We start from the raw sequence: 24,214 nt of genomic DNA, 5'->3' as shown, positions 1-24,214 counted from the left end.
GTGCGGCCGCCCCCCCCGGGGGGGTTCTGGTTTGGGGTGGGCGGCCCCCCCCCCCCCCCCTCGGCCCCGTCCCACGACGAATCGTTCATGTTCCAACCGCCAACGGCCCACAAGGACTTGGCGGCCCTTATCCGGCGGCTCGTACCGCCACCTGACAACGCGCCGCCGACGCCGACCCGGCGCGGCGGTCACCGGCAGCAGCCGGTCCCCTTGCGTAGCGATCCGGAGGAAGACAACCATGGCCCAAGAGCCAATCCTGCAAAGTTTCATCGGCGGCCGCTGGGTCGGCCAGCATGGCGCCCAGGCGCTGCGTAGCGCGCTCAACGGCCAGACCGTCGCGCGCACCCACGAAGAGGCACTGGATTTCGGGCAGGCCGTCGCCCACGCCCGCGAGCAGGGCCTCAAGGAACTGATGTCCATGGACTTCCAGCAGCGCGCCCAGCGCCTGAAGGCCCTGGCGCTGTACCTGACCGAGCGCAAGGAACAGCTCTACGAGATTTCCCGCCACAGCGGCGCCACCCGCGCCGACAGCTGGATCGACATCGAAGGCGGTGCCGGCACCCTGTTCGCCTACGCCGGCGTCGGTGGCCGCGAGCTGCCGTCGGGCAACGTCGTCCACGAAGGCCCGGCGATCCCGCTGGGCAAGACCGGCAAGTTCGCCGGCAGCCACATCCTGGTGCCGCGCGGCGGCATCGCGGTGCACATCAACGCCTTCAACTTCCCCATCTGGGGGATGCTGGAGAAGTTCGCGCCGAGCTTCCTCGCCGGCATGCCGTGCATCGTCAAACCGGCGACTGCCACCAGCTATATCACCGAGGCCGCCGTGCGCCTGATGCACGAGTCCGGCCTGCTGCCGGCCGGCAGCCTGCAGTTGATCATCGGCGGCACCGGCGACCTGCTGGACCGCCTGCAGGGCCAGGACGTGGTGACCTTCACGGGCTCCGCCGACACCGCCGCCAAGCTGCGCGTGAACCCCAACCTGATCCGCAACTCGGTGCCGTTCAACGCCGAGGCCGACTCGCTCAACTGCGCCATCCTCGCACCGGACATCACCCCGGATGACGAAGAGTTCGACCTCTTCGTCAAGGAAGTGGCCCGCGAGATGACCGTCAAGGCCGGGCAGAAATGCACCGCCATCCGCCGCGCCATCGTCCCCGCCAGGCATGCCGACGCCGTCGCCGAACGCCTGCGTGAGCGCCTGGCCAAGGTGGTGGTCGGCGATCCATCGGTGGAAGGCGTGAAGATGGGCGCCCTGGCTTCCCACGCGCAGCAGGCCGACGTCGCCGAGCGCGTCGAAGCCCTGCTTAAATCCAGCGATCTGCTGTTCGGCGCGAAAGACGGCTTCGCCCCCCGTGGCGAGGGCGTCAACGAAGGCGCGTTCTTCGCCCCGACCCTGCTGCGCAGCCGCGATCCGCACGCCGAAGGCGGCGCCCACGACATCGAGGCGTTCGGCCCGGTGACCACCCTGATGGCCTACGACGACATCGATGAAGCCGTCGCCCTGGCCGCGCGCGGCAAGGGCAGCCTGGTGGCCAGCCTGATCACCCGCGACCCGCAGGTCGCGGCGAAAGTCGTTCCGGCCATGGGCGCACTGCACGGCCGCCTGCACATCCTCGACCGCGAATCCGCCGCCGAATCCACCGGCCACGGCTCGCCGCTGCCGGTGCTCAAGCACGGCGGTCCCGGCCGCGCCGGCGGCGGTGAAGAACTGGGCGGCCTGCGCGCGGTGAAGCACTACCTGCAGCGCACCGCCGTACAGGGTTCGCCGAGCATGCTGATGGCCGTCACCGGCGAATACGTGCGCGGCGCCAAGGTCTACGAGACCGAGGTACACCCGTTCCGCCGCTTCTTCGACGACCTGAAGATCGGCGAATCGCTGCTGACCCATCGCCGCACCGTCACCGAAGCCGACCTGGTGAACTTCGGCTGCCTGTCGGGCGACCACTTCTACATGCATTTCGACGAGCTGGCGGCCAAGGACTCGCAGTTCGGCAAGCGCATCGCCCATGGCTACTTCGTACTCTCGGCAGCGGCCGGCCTGTTCGTCTCCCCCGGCGTCGGCCCGGTGCTGGCCAACTACGGCCTGGACACCCTGCGCTTCATCAACCCGGTGGGCATCGGCGACACCATCCAGGCCCGCCTGACCTGCAAGCGCAAGATCGACCAGGGCAAGAAGAGCCCCAAGGGCGAGCCGCAGGGCGTGGTGGCCTGGGACGTGGAGGTCACCAACCAGCTGGGCGAGCTGGTCGCCAGCTACGACATCCTGACCCTGGTGCTCAAGCGCGCGTGATGCGCTGAGCGCAGCGACTCCAGAGTCCCTCAACCGGCCTTCGGGCCGGTTTTTTTATACCCGCGCTCCCCCAGCAGGAGCGAGCTCACTGGCGAACCGCACTCAAGGCAGAGCCCTGTCACCAGCGCGCCGCAAGAAACTCCGCCACGCGCCGGTAATACCCCTCCACCTCCGGCACCAGGTTGCCCATGCGCAGGAAGTCATGGGTCATCCCGCAGCAGCGCTCCGCCTCCACTTCCACGCCCTGCTCCAACAGCGCTCGGGCGTAGGCCAGGCCTTCGTCCAGCAAGGGGTCGAACTCGGCTGCGAGCAGCAGTGCCGGCGCGCTGCCTTGCAGCGCCACACCGCCATGAATCGGCGAGCAGCGCCAATCACGGCGCTGCGTAACGTCGGGCAGGTAGTGTTCGTAGAACCATTCCAGGCTGGCCGTCTCCAGCAGATAACCTTCGGCGAACAACTCCTGGGATTCGCTGCGTACACTGGCGTCCGCCGCCGGATAGAACAACAGCTGGGCGCAGGGTTGCCCGGCGCCCTCGCCGGCCAACTCGGCGCAGAGCACGGTAGCCAGCGTGGCGCCCGCGCTGTCACCGCCAACGGCAAGGCGGCGCGGATTCAGGCCGAGACTGGCGGCCGAATCCAGCAGCCAATTCCAGGCATCGCGCACATCGTGGGTAGCGGCCGGGAACGGCGCTTCCGGTGCCAATCGGTAGCCCACCGAAATCACCGCGCAATCGCAGTACTTCGCCAGCAGCCGGCACAAGCCATCGTGGGAATCCAGGCTGCCGACCGTGTAACCACCCCCATGGAAGTACAGGATCGCCCCGTCGCCAGCCCCCACGGCGCGGTACAGGCGAACCGGCAGTTGCCGGCCTTCGCGCGCCGGGACCAGCAGTTCCTCCACCGGCATCGACGGCGCGCCGGCCTTGAGCGACTCCGAGGAAGCCTCGAAGTCCTGCCGCGCCAGCTCCACCGGCAGTTCATGCAGCGCCGGACGACCCGCGCGGCGGCCGTCGTCGACCATGTCCAGGAAGGCGGAAATCTCCGGGTGCAGCATGCCGACCTCTTTCATCAATGCGTTCATACCGTGGCCTGCTCCTTGCGCGCGCCGCTTTCGACCTGGGCGCAGCAATGGCTGATCACCCCTTCGAGTTCCGTGCGCAGCTGCGCCATCAGCGCCTCGATGCGCGACGGGCGGAACACCCGGCGGCTGAACATGCAGCGCAGGGTCAACTCGCCGTCGTAGACCTGGCCGACAATCTCCAGCCAGTTGTTCATCGGCGTACTGGCGGCATAGGTGTCGCCGGGCTTCTCCTGCAGCGGCACGAACAGCGCCTGGTCATCGAAGCTCTGGTCGAACTGGCCGAGGTAGTTGAAGGTGACCCGCGGCTCCGCGCGCGCGGCGAGCTGGCGGCGCAGCGCGCTGTCGCCCAGATAGCGCAGGGCGCCGTAGCCGATCCCCTTGTCCGGCACCGCGCGCAGCTGCTGGCGGATCGCCGGGATGGCCTGGGCGTAGTCGCCCTGCCCCGGCGTCAGGCGCAGCGGGAACAGGCTGGTGAACCAACCCAGCGTGCGGCTGTGATCGACCGCGTCGAGAATGTCCTCGCGGCCATGGCCTTCCAGGCCGATCAGCACCGACTCGCTGTCGCACCATTGGCACAGCGTGCGGCCCAGTGCGGTCAGCAGCAGGTCGTTGATCTGCGTGCGGTAAGCCTCCGGCGCCACCTTCAGCAGGCGCTGGGTCTGCTGGCGGTCCAGGCGCAGGAACAGCTGCTCCAAATGCGCCATGCGCTCGGCGCCGCGGGGGTTGTCGCGGTGCGGCTCCCCAAGGCCCTCGGTTTCGGTCTGCTCCAGCCAGTACGGCAGGTCGGCCTGGGCCAGCTGGCTGTCGGCGTACTCGCGCAGCCCTTCGGCCCAGGCCCGGTAGGTGCTGGTGCGTTCGAAGCGTGGCGCGGGCTCGCCGGTGACCTGCGCGGCGTAGCGCTGTTGCAGCTCCTCCAGCAGGATGCGCCAGGACACGCCGTCCACGCCCAGGTGATGGATCACCAGCAGCAGGCGCTGGGTGCCGTCGGCCATGTCGGTGAGCACGCCGCGCAGCAGCCGGCCTTCACCGAGGTCCAAGCTGCGCTGTGCCTGGTTGGCGATCAGCAGCGCCTCCTCGGCGTTCGCCGCCTGACGTTGCCAGAGCAGCGCGCCGGTGATCTCGCTGGCTTCGCGATAACGCTGGCGCCACTGGCCATCCGCGCCACGGCCGAAGGACAGACGCAGGCTGCCGTGTTCGGCCAGCAGGCCTTGCAGCGCCGCTTCCAGCGCATCCGCATCCAGACGCTGGCGGCACTCCAGCAGCACCGCCTGGTTGAAGTGGTCGGGCTCCTCCAATTGCTGCTCGAACATCCATTGCTGGATCGGCACCAGGCCGAAGGACTCGCCGTCATCGACGACCTCCACGGCCAACGTCGGTGCTACCTCCGCAACGTTTTCGGCGCGCTCCAGCAGACCGGCGATGGTCTGGTACTGCAGCAGGTCGCGCAGGCGGATTTCCACGCCTTCGCCCAGCGCCTGGCGAGCGCGGGAGACGATCTGCAGACTGAGGATGGAATCGCCGCCCAGGTCGAAGAAGTTGTCGCGGATGCCCACGCGCTCCACCTGCAGCACGTCCTGCCAGATGGCCGACAGGGCGCGCTCGCGCTCATTGCGTGGTGCCTCGTAGGCCTCACCCTGCCAGCTCGGTTCGGGCAGCGCCTTGCGGTCGATCTTGCCGTTGGGCGACAGCGGGAATCGCTCCAGCCGCAGTATCTGCGCCGGCACCATGTAGTCCGGCACCTGCTCGCGGAGGAAGCTGCGCAGCGCGTCGCCTTCCGCTTCACCCACCACGTAGCCGACCAGCTGCTTGCCGCTGATACCGTCGCGGGCGACCACCAGTGCCTCGCTCACCTGCGGGTGATCCTGCAGGCGCGCCTCGATCTCACCCAGCTCGATGCGGAAGCCGCGGATCTTCACCTGGTGGTCGATCCGCCCGACATAGTCGATCACGCCATCGGCGCGGCCGCGCACCAGGTCGCCGGAGCGGTACAGGCGGCCACCGCTCGCATCGAACGGATCGGCGACGAAGCGCTCGGCAGTCAGGCCGGCACGCTCGTGGTAACCGCGCGCCAGGCCGTCGCCGCCGATGTAAAGCTCGCCCGCGACGCCCAGCGGCACCTGGCGCAGTTGCTCGTCGAGGATGTACAGCTTGCGCGCGCCGACGCCCTTGCCGATGGGTGCATAGGCGGCATCGCAGGCGGTGGCGCGGTCGGCCTTCCACAGCAGCGGCGTAACCACCGTTTCCGTGGGGCCGTAGCCATTGATCAGGTGTTCGGCGCGCAGCGCGCGCTTGGCCAGTTCGAAGCTCGCATTGGGCACCGCGTCGCCGCCGAAGCAGTAGATGCGCACCGGCGGCGGATTGCCGTCACGCAGGGCATGCTCGGCCAGCTGTTGCAGGTAGACCGGAGGGAAGGCCGCGACGCTGACCTGCTTGTCGTGCAGCACGCGGTAGGTCTGCTCCGGGGTCCACAGCTCATCGCCGCGCAATACCAGGCTGCCGCCATGGACCAGGGTAGTCAGCCAGCGCTCGTGGGCGCCGTCGAAGGCGAAGGACATGAAGTGCAGCTCGCGGGTCGCTGCATCCATCTGGTACAGCTCGCCAATGGCCGCGCAGTGCATGGCCAGCGGGCCGTGGCTCACCGCCACGCCCTTGGGCTTGCCGGTGGAGCCGGAGGTGTAGATCAGGTAAGCGAGGTTTTCCGGCTCCAGGCCCACCACCGGCAGATCGCTGTCCTCTGCGCTGAGATCAAGACCGTCCAGCTCCAGCAATTGCACACCAGCCGGTAGCGGCAGGCGTTCGCGCAGGCGGCTGTCGGTGATCAGCAGCGCGATGCCGGCGTCACTCATCTGGAATTCCAGGCGCTCGCGCGGGTACTCGGCGTCCAGCGGCACGTAGGCACCGCCGGCCTTGAGCACCGCCAGCAGCGCCAATGGAATGCGCACGCTGCGCGGCAGGGCCACGCCGACACGGACTTCCGGGCCGACGCCCAGCGCCATCAGGCGATGGGCCAGGCGATTGGAGTCGCGCTCCAGCGCCGCGTAGTCGATTGCCTCGTCGCCGCAGATCAGCGCCACCTCATCGCCGCGCAGAGCGGCCTGACGCGCAATCGCCAGGTGCACCGGCTCGGCTGGCGGCAGCGTCTGGTGCGGGCCACGGCAGGCGGCCAGGGCCGCGCGATCGCTGGCTGACAGGCATTGCAGCTCGCCGACGCGCTTGCCCGCGCCATGCAGCAGGCTGTCCAGCACCTGCTCCATGTTGCCGCGCAGCCGTGCCACCGCGGGTGCGCTGAAGTGTGCGCGCAGGTACTGGTACTCGATCTCCAGCCGGTCGCCGACGCGCACGGCGAGGTCCATCGGGATGCTGGTCTCGTCCTTCGACTTCAGTTCGCCGAAGCGCGGCCCCTGGGCGCTGCGCAGTACCGCGTCGACCGGGTAGTTCTCGAACACGATGATGCTGTCGAACAGCGCCTGCCCGGCCTGGCCGGCCCAGCGCTGGATGTCGTACAGCGGCGTGTGCTCGAACTCGCGCACGTCCAGGTTGTAGGCCTGCAGCTCGCGCAGCCAGTCGCCCAGGTCAGCATGCTCGGCCGGCGCCTGGACGATGGGCAGGGTGTTGATGAACAGGCCCAGCAGGCTGTCGGCGCCGGCCAGTTGCGCGGGGCGGCCGGCCACGGTGGCACCGAAGGCGACGCGCTGCTGCCCGGTGTAGCGTTGCAGCAGGAGAATCCACGCCGCCTGCACCAGGGTATTGAGCGTCACCCGCTGGCTGCGGGCGAAGGCTTTCAGGCGCTCGGTGGCCGCCGCGTCGTAGCGGCTGTACTCCAGGCCGTGACCGCTGCCTTCGGCCGGGCGCGGCAGGCTGTCGGCCAGCACGGTGGGCTGGGCGAATCCGTGCAGGCGCGCGCTCCAGAAGTCCTGCGCCTGCTGCGGGTCCTGGGCTTGCAGCCAGTGGATGTAGTCGCGGTAGCGGCCCTGCTCGGCGATGGTCTCGCCGTTGTAGCGACGCAGTGCCTCGGCGAACAGTTGGGCATTGCTCCAGCCATCGAGCAGGATGTGGTGATGGGTGTAGACCAACTGGTGGCTGACTTCGTCGCTGCGCACCAGTACCAGGCGCAGCAGCGGCGGGCGCTCCAGGTCGAAGCTGCGGCTGCGTTCGGCGGCGGCCAGTTCGTCCAGCGCTGCGCCCAGGTCTTCGCGGCCACGCCAGTCGAGCACCTCCAGCGGCAGCTCGACGTGCTTGTGCACGGCCTGCAGCGGCTTGTCGAGGCCTTGCCAGTGCACGCCGGCCCGCAGGTTGTCATGGGCATCCAGCGCGGCCTGCCAGGCCGCTCGGAAGCGCTCGACGTCCAGCCCCTGCACTTCCACGCGCAGCTGGTTGACGTAGACGCCGCCTTCGCTGCCGTCCACGCCGTGGAACAGCATGCCCTGCTGCATGGGCGACAGCGGGTAGAGGTCTTCGATCCCGGCCGGGTTCAGGCCGAGGGCGGCGAGTTGCACCGCGTCCGGCGCGGCGATGGCCGCCGGGGTGGCCGGGGTGGCCGGGGTTTCCACGGCGACGTAGTCAGCGGCCACACGGGCCAGAGCTTGCAGGGTCTGGTGCTGGAACAGGTCCTTGGGGCTCAGTTGCAGGCCGGCGGCGCGGGCGCGGCTGACCACCTGGATGGAGACGATGGAGTCGCCGCCCAGCTCGAAGAAGTTGTCGTCCAGGCCGACCCGTTCCAGGCCCAGCACCGCGCACCAGATGGCCGCCAGGGCCTGTTCGCGCGGGCTTTCCGGCGCGCGATAGCGCTTCTGCAGCAGGCTGAAGTCCGGCTCCGGCAGCGCCTTGCGGTCGAGCTTGCCGTTGGGCGTCAGGGGCATGCGCTCGAGCGCGACGATCTGCGCGGGGACCATGTAGTCCGGCAGTTCTTCCAGCAGCGCAGCGCGCAGGTCGCTTTCGATCTGCCCGGTCACATAGCCCACCAGTTGCTTCACCGCTCCCGCGTCGCGGGCGATCACCACCGCCTCGCGCACGCCGGGCTGGCCCAGCAGGCGGGATTCGATCTCGCCCAGCTCGATACGGAAGCCGCGAATCTTCACCTGGTGGTCGATGCGGCCGAGGTACTCCAGCACGCCGTCCGCACGCCAGCGCGCCAGATCGCCGGTACGGTACATGCGCGCGCCGGATTCCCTACCGTAGGGATCGGCGACGAAGCGCTCGTTGGTCAGCTCCGGGCGCCCGTGGTAGCCGCGCGCCAGGCCGTCACCGGCAATGTACAGCTCGCCCGCCACACCGATGGGCGCCGGCTGCAGCTCGCCATCGAGGATATACAGCTGGGTATTGGCGATGGGTTTGCCGAGCAGCGCGCGGGCGCCCTTGTCGATCTTCCAGGCCGCCGACCAGATGGTGGTTTCGGTGGGGCCGTAGAGGTTCCACAACGCCTCGGTCTGCGCGGTGAGCTTGTCGGCCAGCTCGGCGGACAGCGCCTCGCCGCCGCAGAAGAAGCGGCAGCCGGTCAGGCGCGGGAAGTCCTCGTGACCGCTGAGCAGCGTCCAGGTGCTCGGGGTCGCCTGGATCACCGTCACGCCCTGCTCCAGCGCCACGCCGAGCAGGCGCGACGGGTCGCGGGCGACATCGCGGTCCACCAGCACCACGCGGCCGCCCACCAGCAGCGGCAGGTACAGCTCCAGCGCGGAGATGTCGAAGGACAGCGAAGTCAGCGCGAGCACGCGGTCCTGCGCCTCCAGGCCCGGCTCGCGGGCCATGCTGAGCATGAAGTTGACCACCCCGCCGTGGCGCACCGCGACGCCCTTGGGCTTGCCGGTGGAGCCGGAGGTGTAGATGACGTAGGCCAGGTCATCCGGCGTCGCGAGGTTGTGCAGGTCGCTGTCGGCGTAGCCATCCAGCTGCGCCCAGTCGCGGTCCAGGCAGAACGCGCGGGCGCCGGTCTGCGGCAGCTCGCCGAGCAGGTGCTGCTGGGTCAGCAGCAGGCGTACGTCGCCGTCTTCGAGCATGTGCGCCAGGCGCTCGGCGGGGAACTCCGGGTCCAGCGGCACGTAGGCGCCCCCCGCCTTGAGCACGGCGAGCAAAGCCACGGGCAGTTCGACGGAGCGCTCCAGCGCCACGCCGACGCGGCTGTCAGGGCCGACGCCCTGCTCGCGCAACCAGTGCGCGAGGCGGTTGGCGCGGCCGTTGAGTTCGGCGTAAGTGAAACTGCGCTGGCCGTCGGTGAGCGCCACCTCAGCGGGCGAGCGCTGCACCTGCTGTTCGATCAGCTGGTGCAGGCAGGCCTCGCGCGGGTAGTCCATCGCGCTGTCGTTCCAGCCGTAGAGCAACTGCTCACGCTCGCTGCCATCGAGCAGCGGCAGGCGCGCCACCGGGCAGTGCGGGTCGGCAACCAGGCCGCGCAGCAGGTTGAGGAAGTGCCCGGCGAGGCGCTCGATGGTCGCCGCGTCGAACTGGTCGGTGGCGTACATGAACTGCCCGCGGACCTGGCCGTCGCGGCTTTCCTCGGTGTTCAGGGTCAGGTCGAACTTGGCGATGCCGCTGTCCAGCTCCAGGCTTTCCAGCTGCAGGCCGCCAGGCAGCTCGCGCAGCGCATCGCGACGGCTCGGCTGGTGGTTGCAGGCCACCTGGAACAGCGGGTTGTAGCTCAGGCTGCGCTCGGGTTGCAGCGCATCCACCAGTTGCTCGAACGGCAGGTCCGGGTTGGCCTGGGCGCCAAGAACGGCTTCCCGGGTGCGGGTCAGGAACGCGCTGAAGGTTTCGTCGCCGTCGATGCGCGCGGACAGTACCTGGGTATTCACGAAGAAACCGATCAGCCGCTCGCTCTCGGCACGGCCACGGCCGGCGATGGGCACGCCGACACGCAGCTCGCGCTGGCCGCTGTAGCGCGACAGCAACAGTTGATAGGCCGCGAGGATCAGCATGAACAGCGTCGCGCCCTGCCCGCGCGCCAGGTCGCGCAGCGCTTCGCTCAGTTCGCGCGGCAGCTCGAAGTCGAAGGTGGCGCCGCGATAGCTCTGCACCAGCGGGCGCGGCCGGTCACCCGGCAGGGTCAGCAGCAGGGATTCGTCACCCAGCTGCTCCCTCCAGTAGGCAAGCTGCCGCTCGCCCTCGCCGGCCGCCAGCCACAGGCGCTGCCAGCGGGCCATGTCGCTGTACTGGACCGGCAGCTCGGCCAGCTCGGCTTTCGCGCCCTGCACCTCGGCGCTGTACAGCACGGCGAACTCATCGATCAGCACGCCGATGGACCAGCCATCGGCAATGATGTGGTGCAGGTTCACCAGCAGCAGCGCTTCACCCGGCAGGCGCGCCAGGTGCAGGCGCAGCAGCGGGCCTTCGGCGAGATTGAAGGCGCCTTGGGCGGCACTCTGCAGCCAGTCGCGAGCGGCAGCTTCTTCGCTGAACTCGCGGCGCTCCAGGCTTGGCGTGCAGGGAGGCAGGATGCATTGCTTCACCTCGCCTTCCACTTCTCGGAAGACCGTACGCAGGCTCTCGTGCCGCGCGATCAGCGCAGTGAAAGCGCGCTCCAGCGCACCCTCGTCCAGCGAGCCGCGCAGGCGCACGGCGGCCGGAATGTTGTAGGCGGCGCTGTGCGGCTCCATCTGCCAGAGGAACCACAGGCGCGCCTGGGCCGCCGAGAGCGGCGCATGCTCGCGCCCCTCGCGGAGGATCGGCAGGCGCGAGAGGCTCACGCCTTTCTCGCGAAGCTGACGCAGGAAGACGATCTGCTTGTCCTCGGGCAGCGCGCCAAGGCGCTCCGCGACCTGCTTCAGCTGGGCGTCCATCGGGTGGGTCATTACAGGTTCTCCAACTCGCCGAGCAGTTCGTCCATCAGGTCCAGTTCCTCTTCCGCGCTGGCGGAGCTTGCCCGCTGGGTTTCGATCCAGGCGGCCAGCGCCTCGATATTGCTCAGCTCGAACAGGCGATGCAGCGGCAACTCAAGGCCCAGGCGCTGACGCAGGGTCAGGCCAACCTGGGTGAGCAGCAGCGAATGGCCGCCCAGTTCGAAGAAGTCGTCGTGCAGGCCAACGCGATCCACCTGCAGTACGTGCTGCCAGATGCCGGCCAGCTCCACTTCCAGGTCGCTGCGCGGCGCCACGTACTCGCGCAGGCGCTCGCCCAGTTGCGGGTCCGGCAGGGCCTTGCGATCCAGCTTGCCGTTGGGCGACAGCGGCATGGCGTCGAGGGCGATGATCCGCGACGGCACCATGTAGTCCGGCAGCTCGCCTTGCAGCACCTGGCGCAGGGCTTCGGGCTCGGCGCTGGCGACCACGTAGGCCAGCAGCACGCCGTCCTTCGCCACCACCACCGCTTCGCTGACCTCCGGCTGCGCTTGCAGGCGGGCCTCGATCTCACCCAGCTCGATGCGCAGGCCGCGAATCTTCACCTGGTGATCGAGGCGCCCCAGGTACTCGATGGCGCCGTCTTCGCGCTGGCGAGCCAGGTCGCCGGTGCGATAGAGGCGTTCACCGCTCCCAAAGGGATCGGCGACGAAGCGCTCGGCGGTCAGGCCGGGGCGCGCGTGATAGCCGCGTGCCAGGCCCACCCCGCCGATGTACAGCTCGCCGGCCACGCCTTGCGGCACCGGTTCCAGGCGCTCGTCCAGCAGCACCAGGCGCAGGTTGTCGATGGGCCGGCCGATGGGCACGACGTGCCGCGCGTTGGCATCAATGCAGGCCCAGAAGCTGACGTCGATTGCCGCCTCCGTCGGGCCGTAGAGGTTGTGCAGCTTCGCGCTGCTGCGCTGGAGGAACTGCTGTTGCAGATCAAAGGACAGCGCCTCGCCGGAGCACATCACCTGCAACAGCGACGGGCAGCGCTCCAGTTCGCCGGAAGCGACGAAGGCTTGCAGCATCGACGGCACGAAGTGCAGCGTAGTGACCTGCCCCGCCTCGATCACCTGGCGCAGTGCCGTCGGATCGCGGTGCGCGCCGGGCGCAGCCACCACCAGCGCCGCTCCGGTCATCAGCGGCCAGAAGAACTCCCACACCGACACGTCGAAGCTGAACGGCGTCTTCTGCAACACGCGGTCGGAGGCATCCAGCGCGTAGGCTTTCTGCATCCAGTGCAAGCGGTTGACCAGTGCGCGATGGCTGTTGCCGGCGCCCTTGGGTCTGCCGGTAGAGCCGGAGGTGTAGATGAGGTACGCAAGATTCTGCGGGCTGCCGGCGATGGTAGGGTTCTGTTCGGAGGCCGTGGCGATCTCGCTCCACTGGCTGTCCAGGCAGATCAATCGGGCATCGCTCGTCGGCAGGCGATCCAGCAGGTGTTGCTGGGTCAGCAGCAGACTCACGCCGCTATCGGTCAGCATGTGCTGCAGGCGCTCCTGCGGGTAGTCCGGGTCCATCGGCACGTAGGCGCCGCCGGCCTTGACGATGCCCAGCAGGGCCACCACCAGTTCCAGCGAGCGCTCGGCGGCCACGCCGACCAGCACATCCGGCCCGACGCCCTGGCCGCGCAGCCAATGCGCGAGCTGGTTGGCGCGGGCATTGAGCCGGGCGTAGCTCAGGCACTCGTCAGCGAACTGCAGGGCCAGCGCATCCGGGGTCGCGGCCACCTGGCGCTCGATCAGCTCCTGCAGCTGCACATCAGCCGGGAACGTCGCCTCGGTGTCGTTGAAGCGTTGCAGCAGCGTGCTGCGCTCTTCGCTGGTGAGCTGGCTGACACGGCCCAGCGGGCGTTCGGCGTCTTCCACCAGGGTCAGCAGCAGGTGCTCGAAGTGGCCACGCAGCTGCTCGACCTGGCATGCGCTCAGGCGGTCGGCGCGGTAGGTGTAGCGCACGTCCAGCTGCTCGCCGGCGCTGGCCACCAGGGCCAGGGCGTAGTTGGTGCCATCCACCGGGTGGTGGCCGAGGATGCGCAGGTCGTCCTCGCTGGAGGAAGACAGCGCTGCGTCCATGGGGAAGTTCTCGAACACGATGAGGCTGTCGAACAGCGCCTGCCCGGCGCGGCCGGCCCAGCGCTGGATGTCGTACAGCGGCGTGTGCTCGAATTCGCGCACGTCGAGGTTGAAGGCCTGCAGCTGGCGCAGCCAGTCGCCGACGCGCTGGGCGTCATCCGGGCTTTGCAGGATCGGCAACGTGTTGATGAACAGGCCGAGGCTCTCCTCCGCCCCCTGCAAGGTGGCCGGTCGCCCGGCCACGGTGGCGCCGAAGGTGACGCTGCGCTGGCCGCAGTAACGTTGCAGCAGCAGCGCCCAGGCACCCTGCACCAGGGTGTTGAGGGTGATGCGCTGGGCCTGGGCGAAGCGTTGCAGCGGTGCGCTGTCGAGGCGGCTGTGCAGTTTGCGCAGCGGCTCGTCGCGGAAGCCGGCGGTGCAGGCGGTGGCCAGCAGGGTCGGCTCATCGAAGTCCTTCAGGCGTTCGCGCCAGAAGGTTTCGCCCGCAGCGCCATCCTGGGCGTGCAGCCAGGCGATGTAGTCGCCGTACTGCGCGGCAGGTACCGGCAGCGTTTCGCCTCGGTAAAGCGCGAGCACTTCGCCGATCAGTCGCGCGCTGCTCCAGCCGTCCAGCAGCAGGTGGTGGCAGGTCCAGATCAGGTGGTAGCGGCGCTCGCCCAGACGCACCAGCGCCAGGCGCTGCAGCGGTGGCTTGGCCAGGTCGAAGCCGAGGTTGCGTTGGGCATCCGCGACGCTGTCGAGCTGCTGTTCGCCAACCTGCTGATCGCGCCAGTCGAAGGACTGCACCGGCAGTTGCACGTGGCGCAGGACGAACTGCAGCGGCGCCGCATCCGCGCTGGCGAGGAAGCCGGTGCGCAGGTTGGCGTGGCGGGCGACGACCGCGCGCCAGGCGTCGAGGAAGCAGGCTTCATCGAGGCCGTCGAGGTCAACGCGCAGTTGGTTGACGTAGAGCGAGGAACCCGGCACGTCGAGGGCGTGGAACAGCATGCCCTGCTGCATCGGCGACAGCGGATAGAGATCGTCCACACCAGCCGGCAGCGGCAGCGCATCGAGCTGCTGCTGGTCGAGGCCGAGCAGCGGCAACTCGCTGGCTTCCAGCTTGCGTGGGGTATTCAGGCAATAGGCGACCAGCGCTTGCAGCTCGGCGCGCAGCAGCGCTTGCAGCTCGTCGATGTCGGCAGCGTCGAACATCGCGCTGCTGTAGGTGACTTCCAGGCTCAGCTCACCGCCCAGCACCCGACCGGCGTAGACCAATGCATTGCCCAGCGCAGCATTCAGCGGTTGGCTGCAACCCACGCCTTCGAAGGCCGGCAGGAAGTCGGCGTCGGCAAACGCCTGGTCGAGCTGGCCGAGGTAGTTGAAGGTGACCTGCGGCGCCGGCAGGTCGCGCAGGCTGGCCGCGTGCTGGCTGAGATAGCGCAGCTGGCCGTAACCCATGCCGGCGCGCGGCAGGTTGCGCAGGTGTTCGCGGGTGGCGCGCAGGTCCGCGCCCGGCTCACCGCCGGCCTGCAGGCGGATCGGATACAGAGCAGTGAACCAGCCGACGGACCGGCTCAGGTCCAGTGCCGTTTCGCCATCGACCGCATCGCGGCCGTGGCCTTCCATCTCCACCAGCGCGGAGGTCTCGCCGGTCCAGGCGCACAGGGCGCGGGCCAGTGCAGTCAGCAGCAGGTCGTTGATCTGCACGCGCTGCGCCTTCAGTGCCGGTCCGAGCAGTTGGCGGGTATTCTCGGCATCGAGGCTGAAGCGCGCGTTGGCGGCCTCCTTCCAGGTGGCCAGGGCGTCGCTGCGGGCGCGGGTCAGTCGTGGTGCATCGCGCAGTTCGCCTTGCCAGTAATCGAGCTCGGCGGCCGCTTCAGCGCTATGGGCTGCCGCCTGCTGGCGGGCGCTCCAGGCCTGGTAGCTGTCGCTGCGCGGCAGCGCTGCCGGCGTGCGGCCTGCGCGCAATTCGCGGTAGGCGTACTGCAGGTCTTCCAGCAGGATGCGCCAGGACACGCCATCCACCGCCAGGTGGTGGATGACCAGCAGCAGGCGCTCGCCACCCTCTTCGAGGGTGACGTGCATGGCGCGCAGCAGCGGGCCATTGGCGAGATCCAGGCTGGCCTGGGCGTCATCACACAGGCGCTCCAGGGTGCGGGCGTCGGCGGCACGGCGGCGCCACAGCAGGGTCATGTCCAGCGGTCCCTGTTCCGCGTAGCGCTGGCGGCTGCCGTCGAAACGCAGGCGCAGTGCGTCGTGCTGGCCGACCAGCCAGTGCAGGGCACGGGCCAGGGCGTCGCCATCCAGCGCGTCACGCGGTTGCAGCAGCAGCGCCTGGTTCCAGTGGTGGCGCTGGGCGCTCGGTACGCGTTCGAAGAAGCGCGCCTGCACCGGCGACAGGGCCACCTCGCCGCTGACGGCGGCCACCGGAGCCGGTGCCGCCGCGGCAGCCGGCGCGCGGCTTTCCAGCCACTGCGCGAGCTGGCGGACGCTCTGCCGCTCGAACAGCTGTTTCGGGCTGAGCTTGTAACCCAGTTTGCGGATGCGCGCGATGATCTGCAGGCTGAGGATGGAGTCGCCGCCCAGTTCGAAGAAGTTGTCCTGCGCACCGACGCGCTCGACCTTCAGCACCGCCTGCCAGATGTCGGCGATGCGCTGTTCCAGCTCGGAGAGCGGCGCGCTGTCCAACGGCCTGGCAGCCGTCTCGACACGCGGCAGGGCCTTGCGGTCCACCTTGCCGTTGGCGTTCAGCGGCAAGCGTTCCAGCAGCATCAGCTGGGCCGGCAGCAGGTATTCCGGGACTTCGGCGGCCAGGCTTTCACGCAGACTTTCAACGCTCTGCCCTTCTGCAACGGCCCAGGCCAGCAGCCTCATCGGGCCGTCGCCCTCACGCTCGGCCAGGGCCACGGCATCGCGCACGCCGGGCAGGCGCTTGAGCGCTTGCGCCAGTTCGCCCGGCTCGACGCGGTAGCCACGGATCTTCACCTGGTCATCCACGCGGCCGAGGAATTCCACCTCGCCGCGCCGATTCAGGCGCACACGGTCGCCGCTGCGGTACAGGCGCTCGCCTTCGATCTCTACGAAGCGCTCCGCCGTCATTTCCGGCAGACCGAGGTAGCCCAGTGCCAGGCCGGCACCGCCGATGTACAGCTCGCCCGCTACGCCCGGCAGCAGGTCGCGACCGTTCTCGTCGAGCACACGGATGGCGGTATTTGCCAACGGCGTACCGATGGGCAGGCTGGCCGCCGGCAGATCATCCACCAGCGACCATTCGTGGGTCAGCACGCCCACGGTGGATTCGCTGGGGCCGTAGTGGTTGACGATGCGCAGGCGCGGGGCCAGCTCGCGGATGGGTTGCAGCAGCGCGCCGTCGCAAGCCTCACCGCCCACCACCAGCAGGCGCCGTGGCAGCACGGCGGCGGCATTGGGCGCGGCAGCCAGCAGGCCGGCAAGGTGGCTGGGGACGATCTTCAGCACATCCACGTCGCGCATGAACTGCGAGAAGCGTTCGGCGTCGGCGACCGCCTGGGCATCGGCCAGGTGCAGCCGGCCGCCGCTGCACAGCGCGCCGAACAGCGTGGTATGGCCGAGGTCGGCCGCCACCGAGGACACCATCGCCATGCCCAGGCCCCGGGCACGGCCCTGGTCCAGTTGCAGGCGTTCAAGCACGGCTTGCACGTAGTTCGCCAGCGCGCCGTGGCTGACGCGCACGCCCTTGGGCTGGCCGGTGGAGCCGGAGGTGAAGATGACGTAGGCGGCCTTCTGCGGGTCGATGCTCCGAGCAGGTACGGCGGCGCTGCCCTGCTCCGGGCCGCCGGCCGGGATCAGGGCGGCGGCGTCACCGAAGGTTTCCAGCAGCGCAGGCTCGCTCACCAGCACGCAGCCAATGCGGTTGTCCTTGAGCAACTGGCGCAGGCGCTCGGCCGGTTGCGCCGGGTCCAGCGGCACGTAGGTGGCGCCGGCCTTGAGCACGCCCAGCAGCAGGAGCACCCACTGCGCGCTGCGCTCCTGGCAGATGGCGACGCACTCGCCCTGCTCCACGCCGCTGTCGATCAGCGCGTTGGCCAGGCGGTTGGTGCGCGCATCCAGCTCCGCGTAGCTGTAGCGCACGCTCTCATCCTGCACGGCGATGGCATCCGGTTGCGCGGCCACTTGCGCGGCGAACAGCGCGAGCACGTCCTGCTGCGGCCACTGCCTGACTTCGCCACGACGGCGCGAGGCCACCGGGCGGGGCAACTCGCCGAGGGCGCGCTGCGGCTCGGCACACAGCTGGCGCAGCAGGGCCTCGAACTGGCCGGCGATGGCAGCGACGCTGTCCTCGTCGAACAGGTCGCGGGCATAGACGAAGCTGCCGCGCAGTTCATCGCCCGGTTGGCCGCTGGCGTCCAGCGCCTCGGCCATGTCCAGGGCCAGGTCGAAGCGCGCGCCGTACTGTTCCTCGCTGAACAGTTCCAGCTTCAGCGACCCGGCGTCGGGCAGGCGGCTGACGTCGAAGCCGAAGTTGAACTTCACCTGCACCAGCGGGTTGTAGGCCAGGCTGCGCTCAGGCTGCAGCGCTTCCACCAGCTGTTCGAACGGCAGGTCCTGGTTCGCTTGCGCGCCCAGGGCCAGCGGCTTGAGACGCTCCAGCAGCGCGGCGAAGCATTCGTCGTCAGCCAGTGCGAACGGCATGACCTGGGTGTTGACGAAGAAGCCGATCAGCCCTTCGGTTTCCAGTTGCTGGCGGTTGGCGATGGGCACCGCGATGCGCAGGTCGCGCTGGCCGCTGTAGCGCTGCATCAGCACGGCGTAGGCGCCGAGCAGCAGCATGAACAGGGTCACGTCCTGCTCGCGGGCCAGGCGCTTGAGGCGCGCGCCAAGGCCGGCGTCCAGGCTGAAGCCGAGGCTGCCGCCGCGGTAGCTCTGCACGGCCGGGCGCGGCCGGTCGGCGGCCAGTTCCAGCACGGGCGTCTCGCCATGCAGTTGTCCGGTCCACCAGCCCAGCTGGCGCTGGCCCTCCTCGCCCGCCAGCAGCTCGCGCTGCCACTGGGCGTAGTCGGCGTACTGCACCGGCAGCGCCGGCAGTTGCAGCTCCTCGCCAGCGGCGAAGGCACCGTAGAGACGGCTGAACTCGTCCACCAGCACGCGGATCGACCAGCCATCGGAGACGATGTGGTGCATGGTCAGCAGCAGCACGTGGTCGGCGTCGGCCACTTCTTTTGGAGACAATCGCATCAGCGTCAGGCGCAGCAGCGGGCCGTTGCGCAGGTCGAACGGACGCTGCGCTTCCACTTGGGCCAGCTGGCGTGCGGCACCTTCGGCGTCTTTTTCAGCGGACAGGTCGACCCGCGCCAGGTCCAGCGGCCGGGCCGGCTGGATGCGCTGGAAGGCCTGGCCATCCACTTCATCGAAGGTGGTGCGCAGGGTTTCGTGGCGCTCGACCAGGACGTCGAAGGCTCGGCGCAGCGCGGACTCATCCAGTGCGCCGCGCAAACGCAGCGCACCCGGTACGTTGTAGGCTGCGCTGGCCGGCTCCATCTGCCAGAAGAACCACAGGCGGCTCTGGGCGGCAGACAGCGGCAGGTTGCCATCACGAGCCACGGCCCGCAGCTGCGGGCGGGCACTCAGGCTCAGCGCACTGAGCCGGCCGGCGAATTCGTCCAGGCGGCTGGCCTCGAACAGATCGCGCAGCGGGACTTCGCGGCCCAGGTCACGGCGCAGGCGGGAGATGACTTGGGTGGCCAGCAGCGAATGGCCGCCGAGCTCGAAGAAGTCGTCCTCACGGCCTACGGCCGGCACGCCCAGCACTTCGGCCCAGACAGCCGCCACACGGCTTTCCAGGCCGTCGCGCGGGGCCTCGGTGGTGCTGGCTGCGTCCTGTGGCTCAGGCAATGCGTTGCGGTCGATCTTGCCGTTGGCGTTAAGCGGCATCTGCTCCAGCACGAGGAAGCGCGTCGGCACCATGTAGTCCGGCAGTTGCGCGCGCAGGGCGGCTTTCAGCGCGTCCTCGGCAAGGTGCTCGCCGGAAACGTAACCCAGCAGGCGCTTGCCGCGCTCGCTGTCACGGGCGATCACCGCCGCTTCGCGCACGCCGGGCAGCGCGCGCAGGCGGGCTTCGATCTCCCCCGGCTCGATGCGGAAGCCGCGAATCTTCACCTGCTGGTCGACGCGGCCGAGGTAGTCCAGCGCGCCGTCTTCACGCCAGCGCACGCGGTCGCCGCTGCGGTACAGGCGAAGGCCGTCGGCATAGGGATCGGCGACGAAACGTTCGGCGGTCATGCCGGCGCGCTGGTGGTAGCCGCGAGCCAGGCCATGCCCGCCGATGTACAGCTCGCCGGCCACGCCGCGCGGCAGCGGCTGCAGACGGTCGTCGAGGATGTACAGGCTGCGCTCGCCGACCACTTCGCCGATAGGCGCGTAGGCAGCGCCGCAAACGGTGCGGGCGTCGGCCTTCCACAGCAGCGGGGTGACCACGGTTTCAGTCGGGCCGTAGCCATTGATCAGGTGTTGCGGCTTCAGCGCCTGGTGCGCCAGCTGGTACGCCGCTTCCGGCACGGCATCACCACCGAAGCAGTAGATGCGCATGCTCGGTGCATGGCCGTGCTCTTTATCCAGAGCCGTCGCTTGTTCGGCCAGCTGCTGCAGGTAGGCCGGTGGGAACGCAGCGACCGTCACTTCATGCTGGCGCAGTTGATCGAGGGTCTGTTCGGCGGTCCACAGCGCATCGTTGCGGATCAGCAGGCTGCCACCGTGGGACAGCGCGGTGAGCCAGCGCTCGTGGGCGCCGTCGAAGGCGAAGGACATGAAGATCAGTTCGCGGTCTTCGCTGGTCATCGCGTAGCGCTGGCCGATGGCGCGGCAGTGCGCGGCGATCTCGCCGTGGGCCACGGCAACGCCCTTGGGTTGGCCAGTGGAGCCGGAGGTGTAGATCAGGTAGGCCAGGTTCTGCGCCTGGATGCGCACCAGCGGGCGCACCGCCAGGGCATTGCCGAGGTCCGCCTCCTCCAGTACCAGGCGCTCGACACCTTCGGGCAGCGGCAGGCGCTCGGCCAGCTCGGCGTTGGTCAGCAGCAGGTCGACCCCGGCGTCCTGCATCAGCCAGGCCAGGCGCTCTTCGGGATAGTCGACGTCCAGCGGCAGGTAGGCGCCGCCGGCCTTCATGACGGCCAGCAGGGCCAGCGGGATGTCCACGCCGCGCGGCAGCGCCACGGCAACCCGGCGTTCCGGGCCGATACCACGCTGGATCAGGCGTTGCGCCAGGCGGTTGGAGCGATCCTCCAGCTCGGCGAAGTTCACTTCGCGCTGCGCGTCGATCAGCGCGACCTTGGCGGGATGACGGCGGGCCTGGGCGGCGATAGTCTCGCTCAGCGCCTCGAACGCCGGCGCGTCACCGGCCACGGCAATGCTCCAGTCACGGGCGGGCAGCCAGTCGCGGGCGTCCAGCACGGCGTCAGCATTCATCTGCGGCAAGGCGCGCAGCAGGTCGAGGAAGTGCCCGACGAGGCGCTGCATGCCTGCTGCGGCGTAGCGCTCCTTCGCGTAGCAGAAGCTCACGCGCAAAGACTGCTCGCCTTCGCGGACACGCAGCACCAGGTCGAACGGGGTTTCCAGGTCGAGCTGTTCCAGCGCTTCCACGCTGACGCCCGGCAAGCCGTTGCCGGCGCGCGGCTGCCACTGGTGGTCGAATGCCACCTGGCAAAGCGGATGGCGGCCGTGGCCCCGTTCGGGCTGCAGGGCTTCCACCAGTTGTTCGAACGGCAGGCCCTGGTGCGCCTGGGCCTGCAGCAGGTCGTCGCGCAGCTGGCGGAGCACGCCGCGCAGGCTGGCGCCTTCGGGCAGCTCGCTGCGCAGCACCAGCAGGTTGACGAAGAAGCCGACCAGTCGCTCGCTGTCGAGCTGTTCGCGACCGGCCTGGGTCAGGCCGATGCGCAGGTCGTGCTGGCCGCTGTAGCGTTGCAGCAGCAGGTTGTAGGCGCTGAGCAGGAGCATCGGCAGGGTCGCGCCGTGGGCCTGGGCCAGGCCGCGCAACTGAGCGGTCAGATCGGCGTCCACTTCACGCTCGATCAGCTCGGCGCTCTGGCCTTTTTCGCCGGTCGCGAACGGGAGCTCCAGCGGCGAATGCTGGCTGCCCAGGCGCTCGCTCCACCAGTCCAGCAGGCGTGCGCCCTCACCCGCTTCCAGCTTGTTCTGCTGGGCGGCGGCGAGGTCGAGGTACTGGCGCGACAGGACCGGCAGCACCGGCTCACGCTGTTCGACGATGGCGCGGTAGCACTCGGCGAACTCGTCCAGCAGCAGGTTCAGCGACCAGCCGTCGGCGATGATGTGGTGCACGCAGAGCAGCAGCGCCTGGCGGCCGCCGCCGAGGTTCTGCAGGCGCAGGCGCAGCAGTGGGCCGGCGGCCAGGTCGAACGGTTGCGCGGCGAAGGCGTCGGCATCCTCGCGGGCGGCGATGTCACGGCGCGCATTGCCCAGGGAGCTGAAGTCGCTTTCGGTCAGCTCGACCTGGTTCGCCTCGGACAGGCTCAGCGACACCTCGCCGTCCGCCTGCTCGACGAAGCGGCTGCGCAGGGTTTCATGGCGGTCCAACAGCATCGCGAAGGCCTGTTCCACAGCAGGGCGGCGCAATTCGCCGCGCAGGTTCATGCGCCCGGCGATGTGGTAGACGGCGCTTTCCGGCTCGAGCTTCCAGAGGAACCAGAGGCGGCGCTGGGCGGGCGACAGCGGCAACAGGCCGTCACGCGGGACCTGCGCAATGGCTTCGATTTCGCTGGCCGGCAGTGCTGCCAGTGCAGCGACGAAGGCGCCCAGTTCCGGCGCCTCGAACAGCAGGCGCAGCTCCACGGCGCGACCGAGGCGTTCGCGCAGCCGCGCCATCAGCTGGGTGGCCTTGATGGAGTTGCCGCCCAGGGCGAAGAAGTTGTCGTCGCGGCGGATCGCCGGCAGTTCCAGCACTTCGCTCCACAGTGCGGCGATGACTTGCTCCTGGGCGGACAACGGCGCGACCGGCTTGACGCTGGCGCCATCGCTGATCGGCTCGCCGGCACGCTGGATCGCGTAGGCCTGAAGACTGCCGTCCAGCAACTGGGCACGGCACGCCGAGCGCTGCAGCTTGCCACTGGAGGTCTTGGGCAGTGCGCCGGGCTCCAGCAGCGCCACCACCAACGGCGCCTCCTGGAAGGTTTCCGCCACGGCGGCGGAGATGGCCTTGGCCAGCGCCTCGGCGGAGATCAGCTTGCGCACGCTGCGCCCGACCTCGGCGGCGATGCCGATACCGTCGCGGCCCTGGTGTTCGATGGCAAAAGCCGAGACACGGCCCTTGCGCACCAGGTCCACCTCTTCTTCCACGCAGCGTTCCAGGTCCTGCGGGTAGAGGTTCTGCCCGCGGACGATGAGCATGTCCTTCAGGCGGCCGGTGACGAAGAGTTCGTCGTTGTGCAGGAAGCCCAGGTCGCCGGTACGCAGCCAGGTGCGGCCGTCCTTTTCGACGAAGGTGCGCGCGCTGGCTTCCGGGTTGCGCCAGTAGCCGAGGGCGACGCTGGGGCCGCTGCTCCAGATTTCGCCGACGCGGTCCGGGCCGAGGGTTTCGCCGCTCACCGGGTCGACCAGTTGCACGTCGTGGTCCGGCTGGGTACGGCCGCAGTTGATCAGCGAGGTACCACGGCCCGGGCGGGCGATGTTCTCGCCCAGGGCGTTGAGGTCGACTTCCAGCTGCGCAATGCCTTCGCCACGCACACCGCCGGTGACGAACAGGGTGGCTTCGGCGAGGCCGTAGCAGGCGTAGAAGGACGAGGCGTCGAACTGCGCCGGGGCGAACCAGGCGGCGAAGCGTTCCAGGGTGTCCGGGCGGATCGGCTCGGAGCCGGAGAAGGCCACGCGCCATTTGCTCAGGTCGAGGCCTTCCAGGGCGGTTTCGTTGACCCGCTCGCAGCACAGTCGATAGGCGAAGTCCGGGCCGCCGCTGACGGTGCCGCCGAAGCGAGCGATGGCTTCCAGCCAGCGGCGCGGGCGTTCGAGGAAGTAGCGTGGCGACATCAGCACGCATTCGATGCCGCTGTAGATGGGCTGCAGCAGTCCGCCGATCAGGCCCATGTCATGGAACAGCGGCAGCCAGCTGACGATCACGTCGTCGTCGCCGATACCGAAGCCGTGGCGGATCAGGCGCTCGTTGGCGACCAGGTTGCCGTGGCTGACCTGCACGCCCTTGGGCGTCGAGGTGGAGCCGGAGGTGTACTGCAGGAAGGCGATGTCGTCATCGGCCAGCTCGGGCATCTGCCACTCCACGGCCAACGCCGGGTCGGCCTGGTCCACCGCCAGCAGCAGCGGGCTGTCGCCGTTCTCGCGCTCGCAGGCCGGGCGCAGCGCTTCGATCAGCGTGGAGTCAGTGAGCACCAGGCTGGGCTCGGCGTCATCGAGGATCGAGCGCAGGCGCGCCAGGTGCTGCGGGCGCACCGACTCCGGCGGATAGGCCGGCACGGCGATGATCCCCGAGTAGAGGCAGGCGAAGAAGGCGGTGACGTATTCAGGGCCGCTGGGCAATAGCAGCACGGCGCGGTCGCCCTGCTGGCCGTGGCGCAGCATCCAGGCGGCCATGGCACGGGCGCGCTCGTCCAGCTCGCGAAAGCTGATGGGCTGTTCGAGGTTCTCGGCGATGAATCGCAGGGCGGTCTTGCGCGGCATTTCGCAGGCGCGTTGCAGCAGGGCCTCGACCAGGTTTCCTGCGGCTTCGTAACGGTCGTTCATGACATCACCTGTTCTGGCGGCGAGCGCGTGGGGGCTCGCCGGGGGAAATTCCTGGGACTTACCGGCGCCCGTGCCTGGCATGGGCTTTCCCGGTACTCCAAACTGTTCCCTCTCCCTTCAGGAAGAGGGTCAGGGAGAGAGTGCTACCCGCTACTGCGGTGCTGGGCGCTGCCCTCTCCCCCGCCCTCTCCCTGAAGGGAGAGGGAGCTATCCGTGCCGGCCTTTACGTCCGGCGTACTCCTGATACATCCATCTGCTCCGA

The 24,214-nt window shown here is 69.3% G+C and carries 4 protein-coding genes; 1 reads left to right on the top strand and 3 read right to left on the bottom strand.

Going from position 1 to position 24,214, the window contains the following annotated elements; all coding sequences use genetic code 11:
* The first annotated feature begins 238 nt into the window (after window positions 1-238).
* Window positions 239-2,290: a phenylacetic acid degradation bifunctional protein PaaZ gene (gene paaZ, locus MJ122_RS07260; protein ID WP_239743298.1), complete on the top strand. Its 2,052-nt coding sequence runs from the start codon at window positions 239-241 to the stop codon at window positions 2,288-2,290.
* A 118-nt stretch (window positions 2,291-2,408) separates the two neighbouring features.
* On the opposite strand, the gene MJ122_RS07255 is transcribed toward paaZ, so the two are convergent.
* Genes MJ122_RS07255 through MJ122_RS07245 form a run of 3 tightly spaced genes read right to left on the bottom strand, consistent with a single transcriptional unit; the run spans window position 2,409 to window position 23,952 of the window.
* Window positions 2,409-3,371, bottom strand: a complete 963-nt coding sequence (locus tag MJ122_RS07255) for an alpha/beta hydrolase (RefSeq protein ID WP_239743295.1) — start codon at window positions 3,369-3,371, stop codon at window positions 2,409-2,411.
* Complete coding sequence (locus MJ122_RS07250) at window positions 3,368-11,152, bottom strand: non-ribosomal peptide synthetase (protein WP_239743293.1); 7,785 nt, start codon at window positions 11,150-11,152, stop codon at window positions 3,368-3,370. Before MJ122_RS07250 ends, MJ122_RS07255 begins: the two co-directional genes overlap by 4 nt.
* Window positions 11,152-23,952, bottom strand: a complete 12,801-nt coding sequence (locus tag MJ122_RS07245; RefSeq protein ID WP_239743291.1) for a non-ribosomal peptide synthase/polyketide synthase — start codon at window positions 23,950-23,952, stop codon at window positions 11,152-11,154. Before MJ122_RS07245 ends, MJ122_RS07250 begins: the two co-directional genes overlap by 1 nt.
* Window positions 23,953-24,214: the final 262 nt, after the last annotated feature.

The sequence above is a fragment of the Pseudomonas sp. DP-17 genome (assembly GCF_022380625.1).
Taxonomy (GTDB): Bacteria; Pseudomonadota; Gammaproteobacteria; order Pseudomonadales; family Pseudomonadaceae; genus Pseudomonas; species Pseudomonas nitroreducens_A.
Note: the sequence above shows the minus strand (reverse complement) of the source record. Positions and strands in the feature narration are given on the sequence as shown.

Excerpts from the sequence above, each read along its gene's own strand:
- paaZ (WP_239743298.1), top strand. The coding sequence starts at position 239 with ATGGCCCAAGAGCCAATCCTGCAAAGTTTCATCGGCGGCCGCTGGGTC.
- MJ122_RS07255 (WP_239743295.1), bottom strand. The coding sequence starts at position 3,371 with ATGAACGCATTGATGAAAGAGGTCGGCATGCTGCACCCGGAGATTTCC.
- MJ122_RS07250 (WP_239743293.1), bottom strand. The coding sequence starts at position 11,152 with ATGACCCACCCGATGGACGCCCAGCTGAAGCAGGTCGCGGAGCGCCTT.
- MJ122_RS07245 (WP_239743291.1), bottom strand. The coding sequence starts at position 23,952 with ATGAACGACCGTTACGAAGCCGCAGGAAACCTGGTCGAGGCCCTGCTG.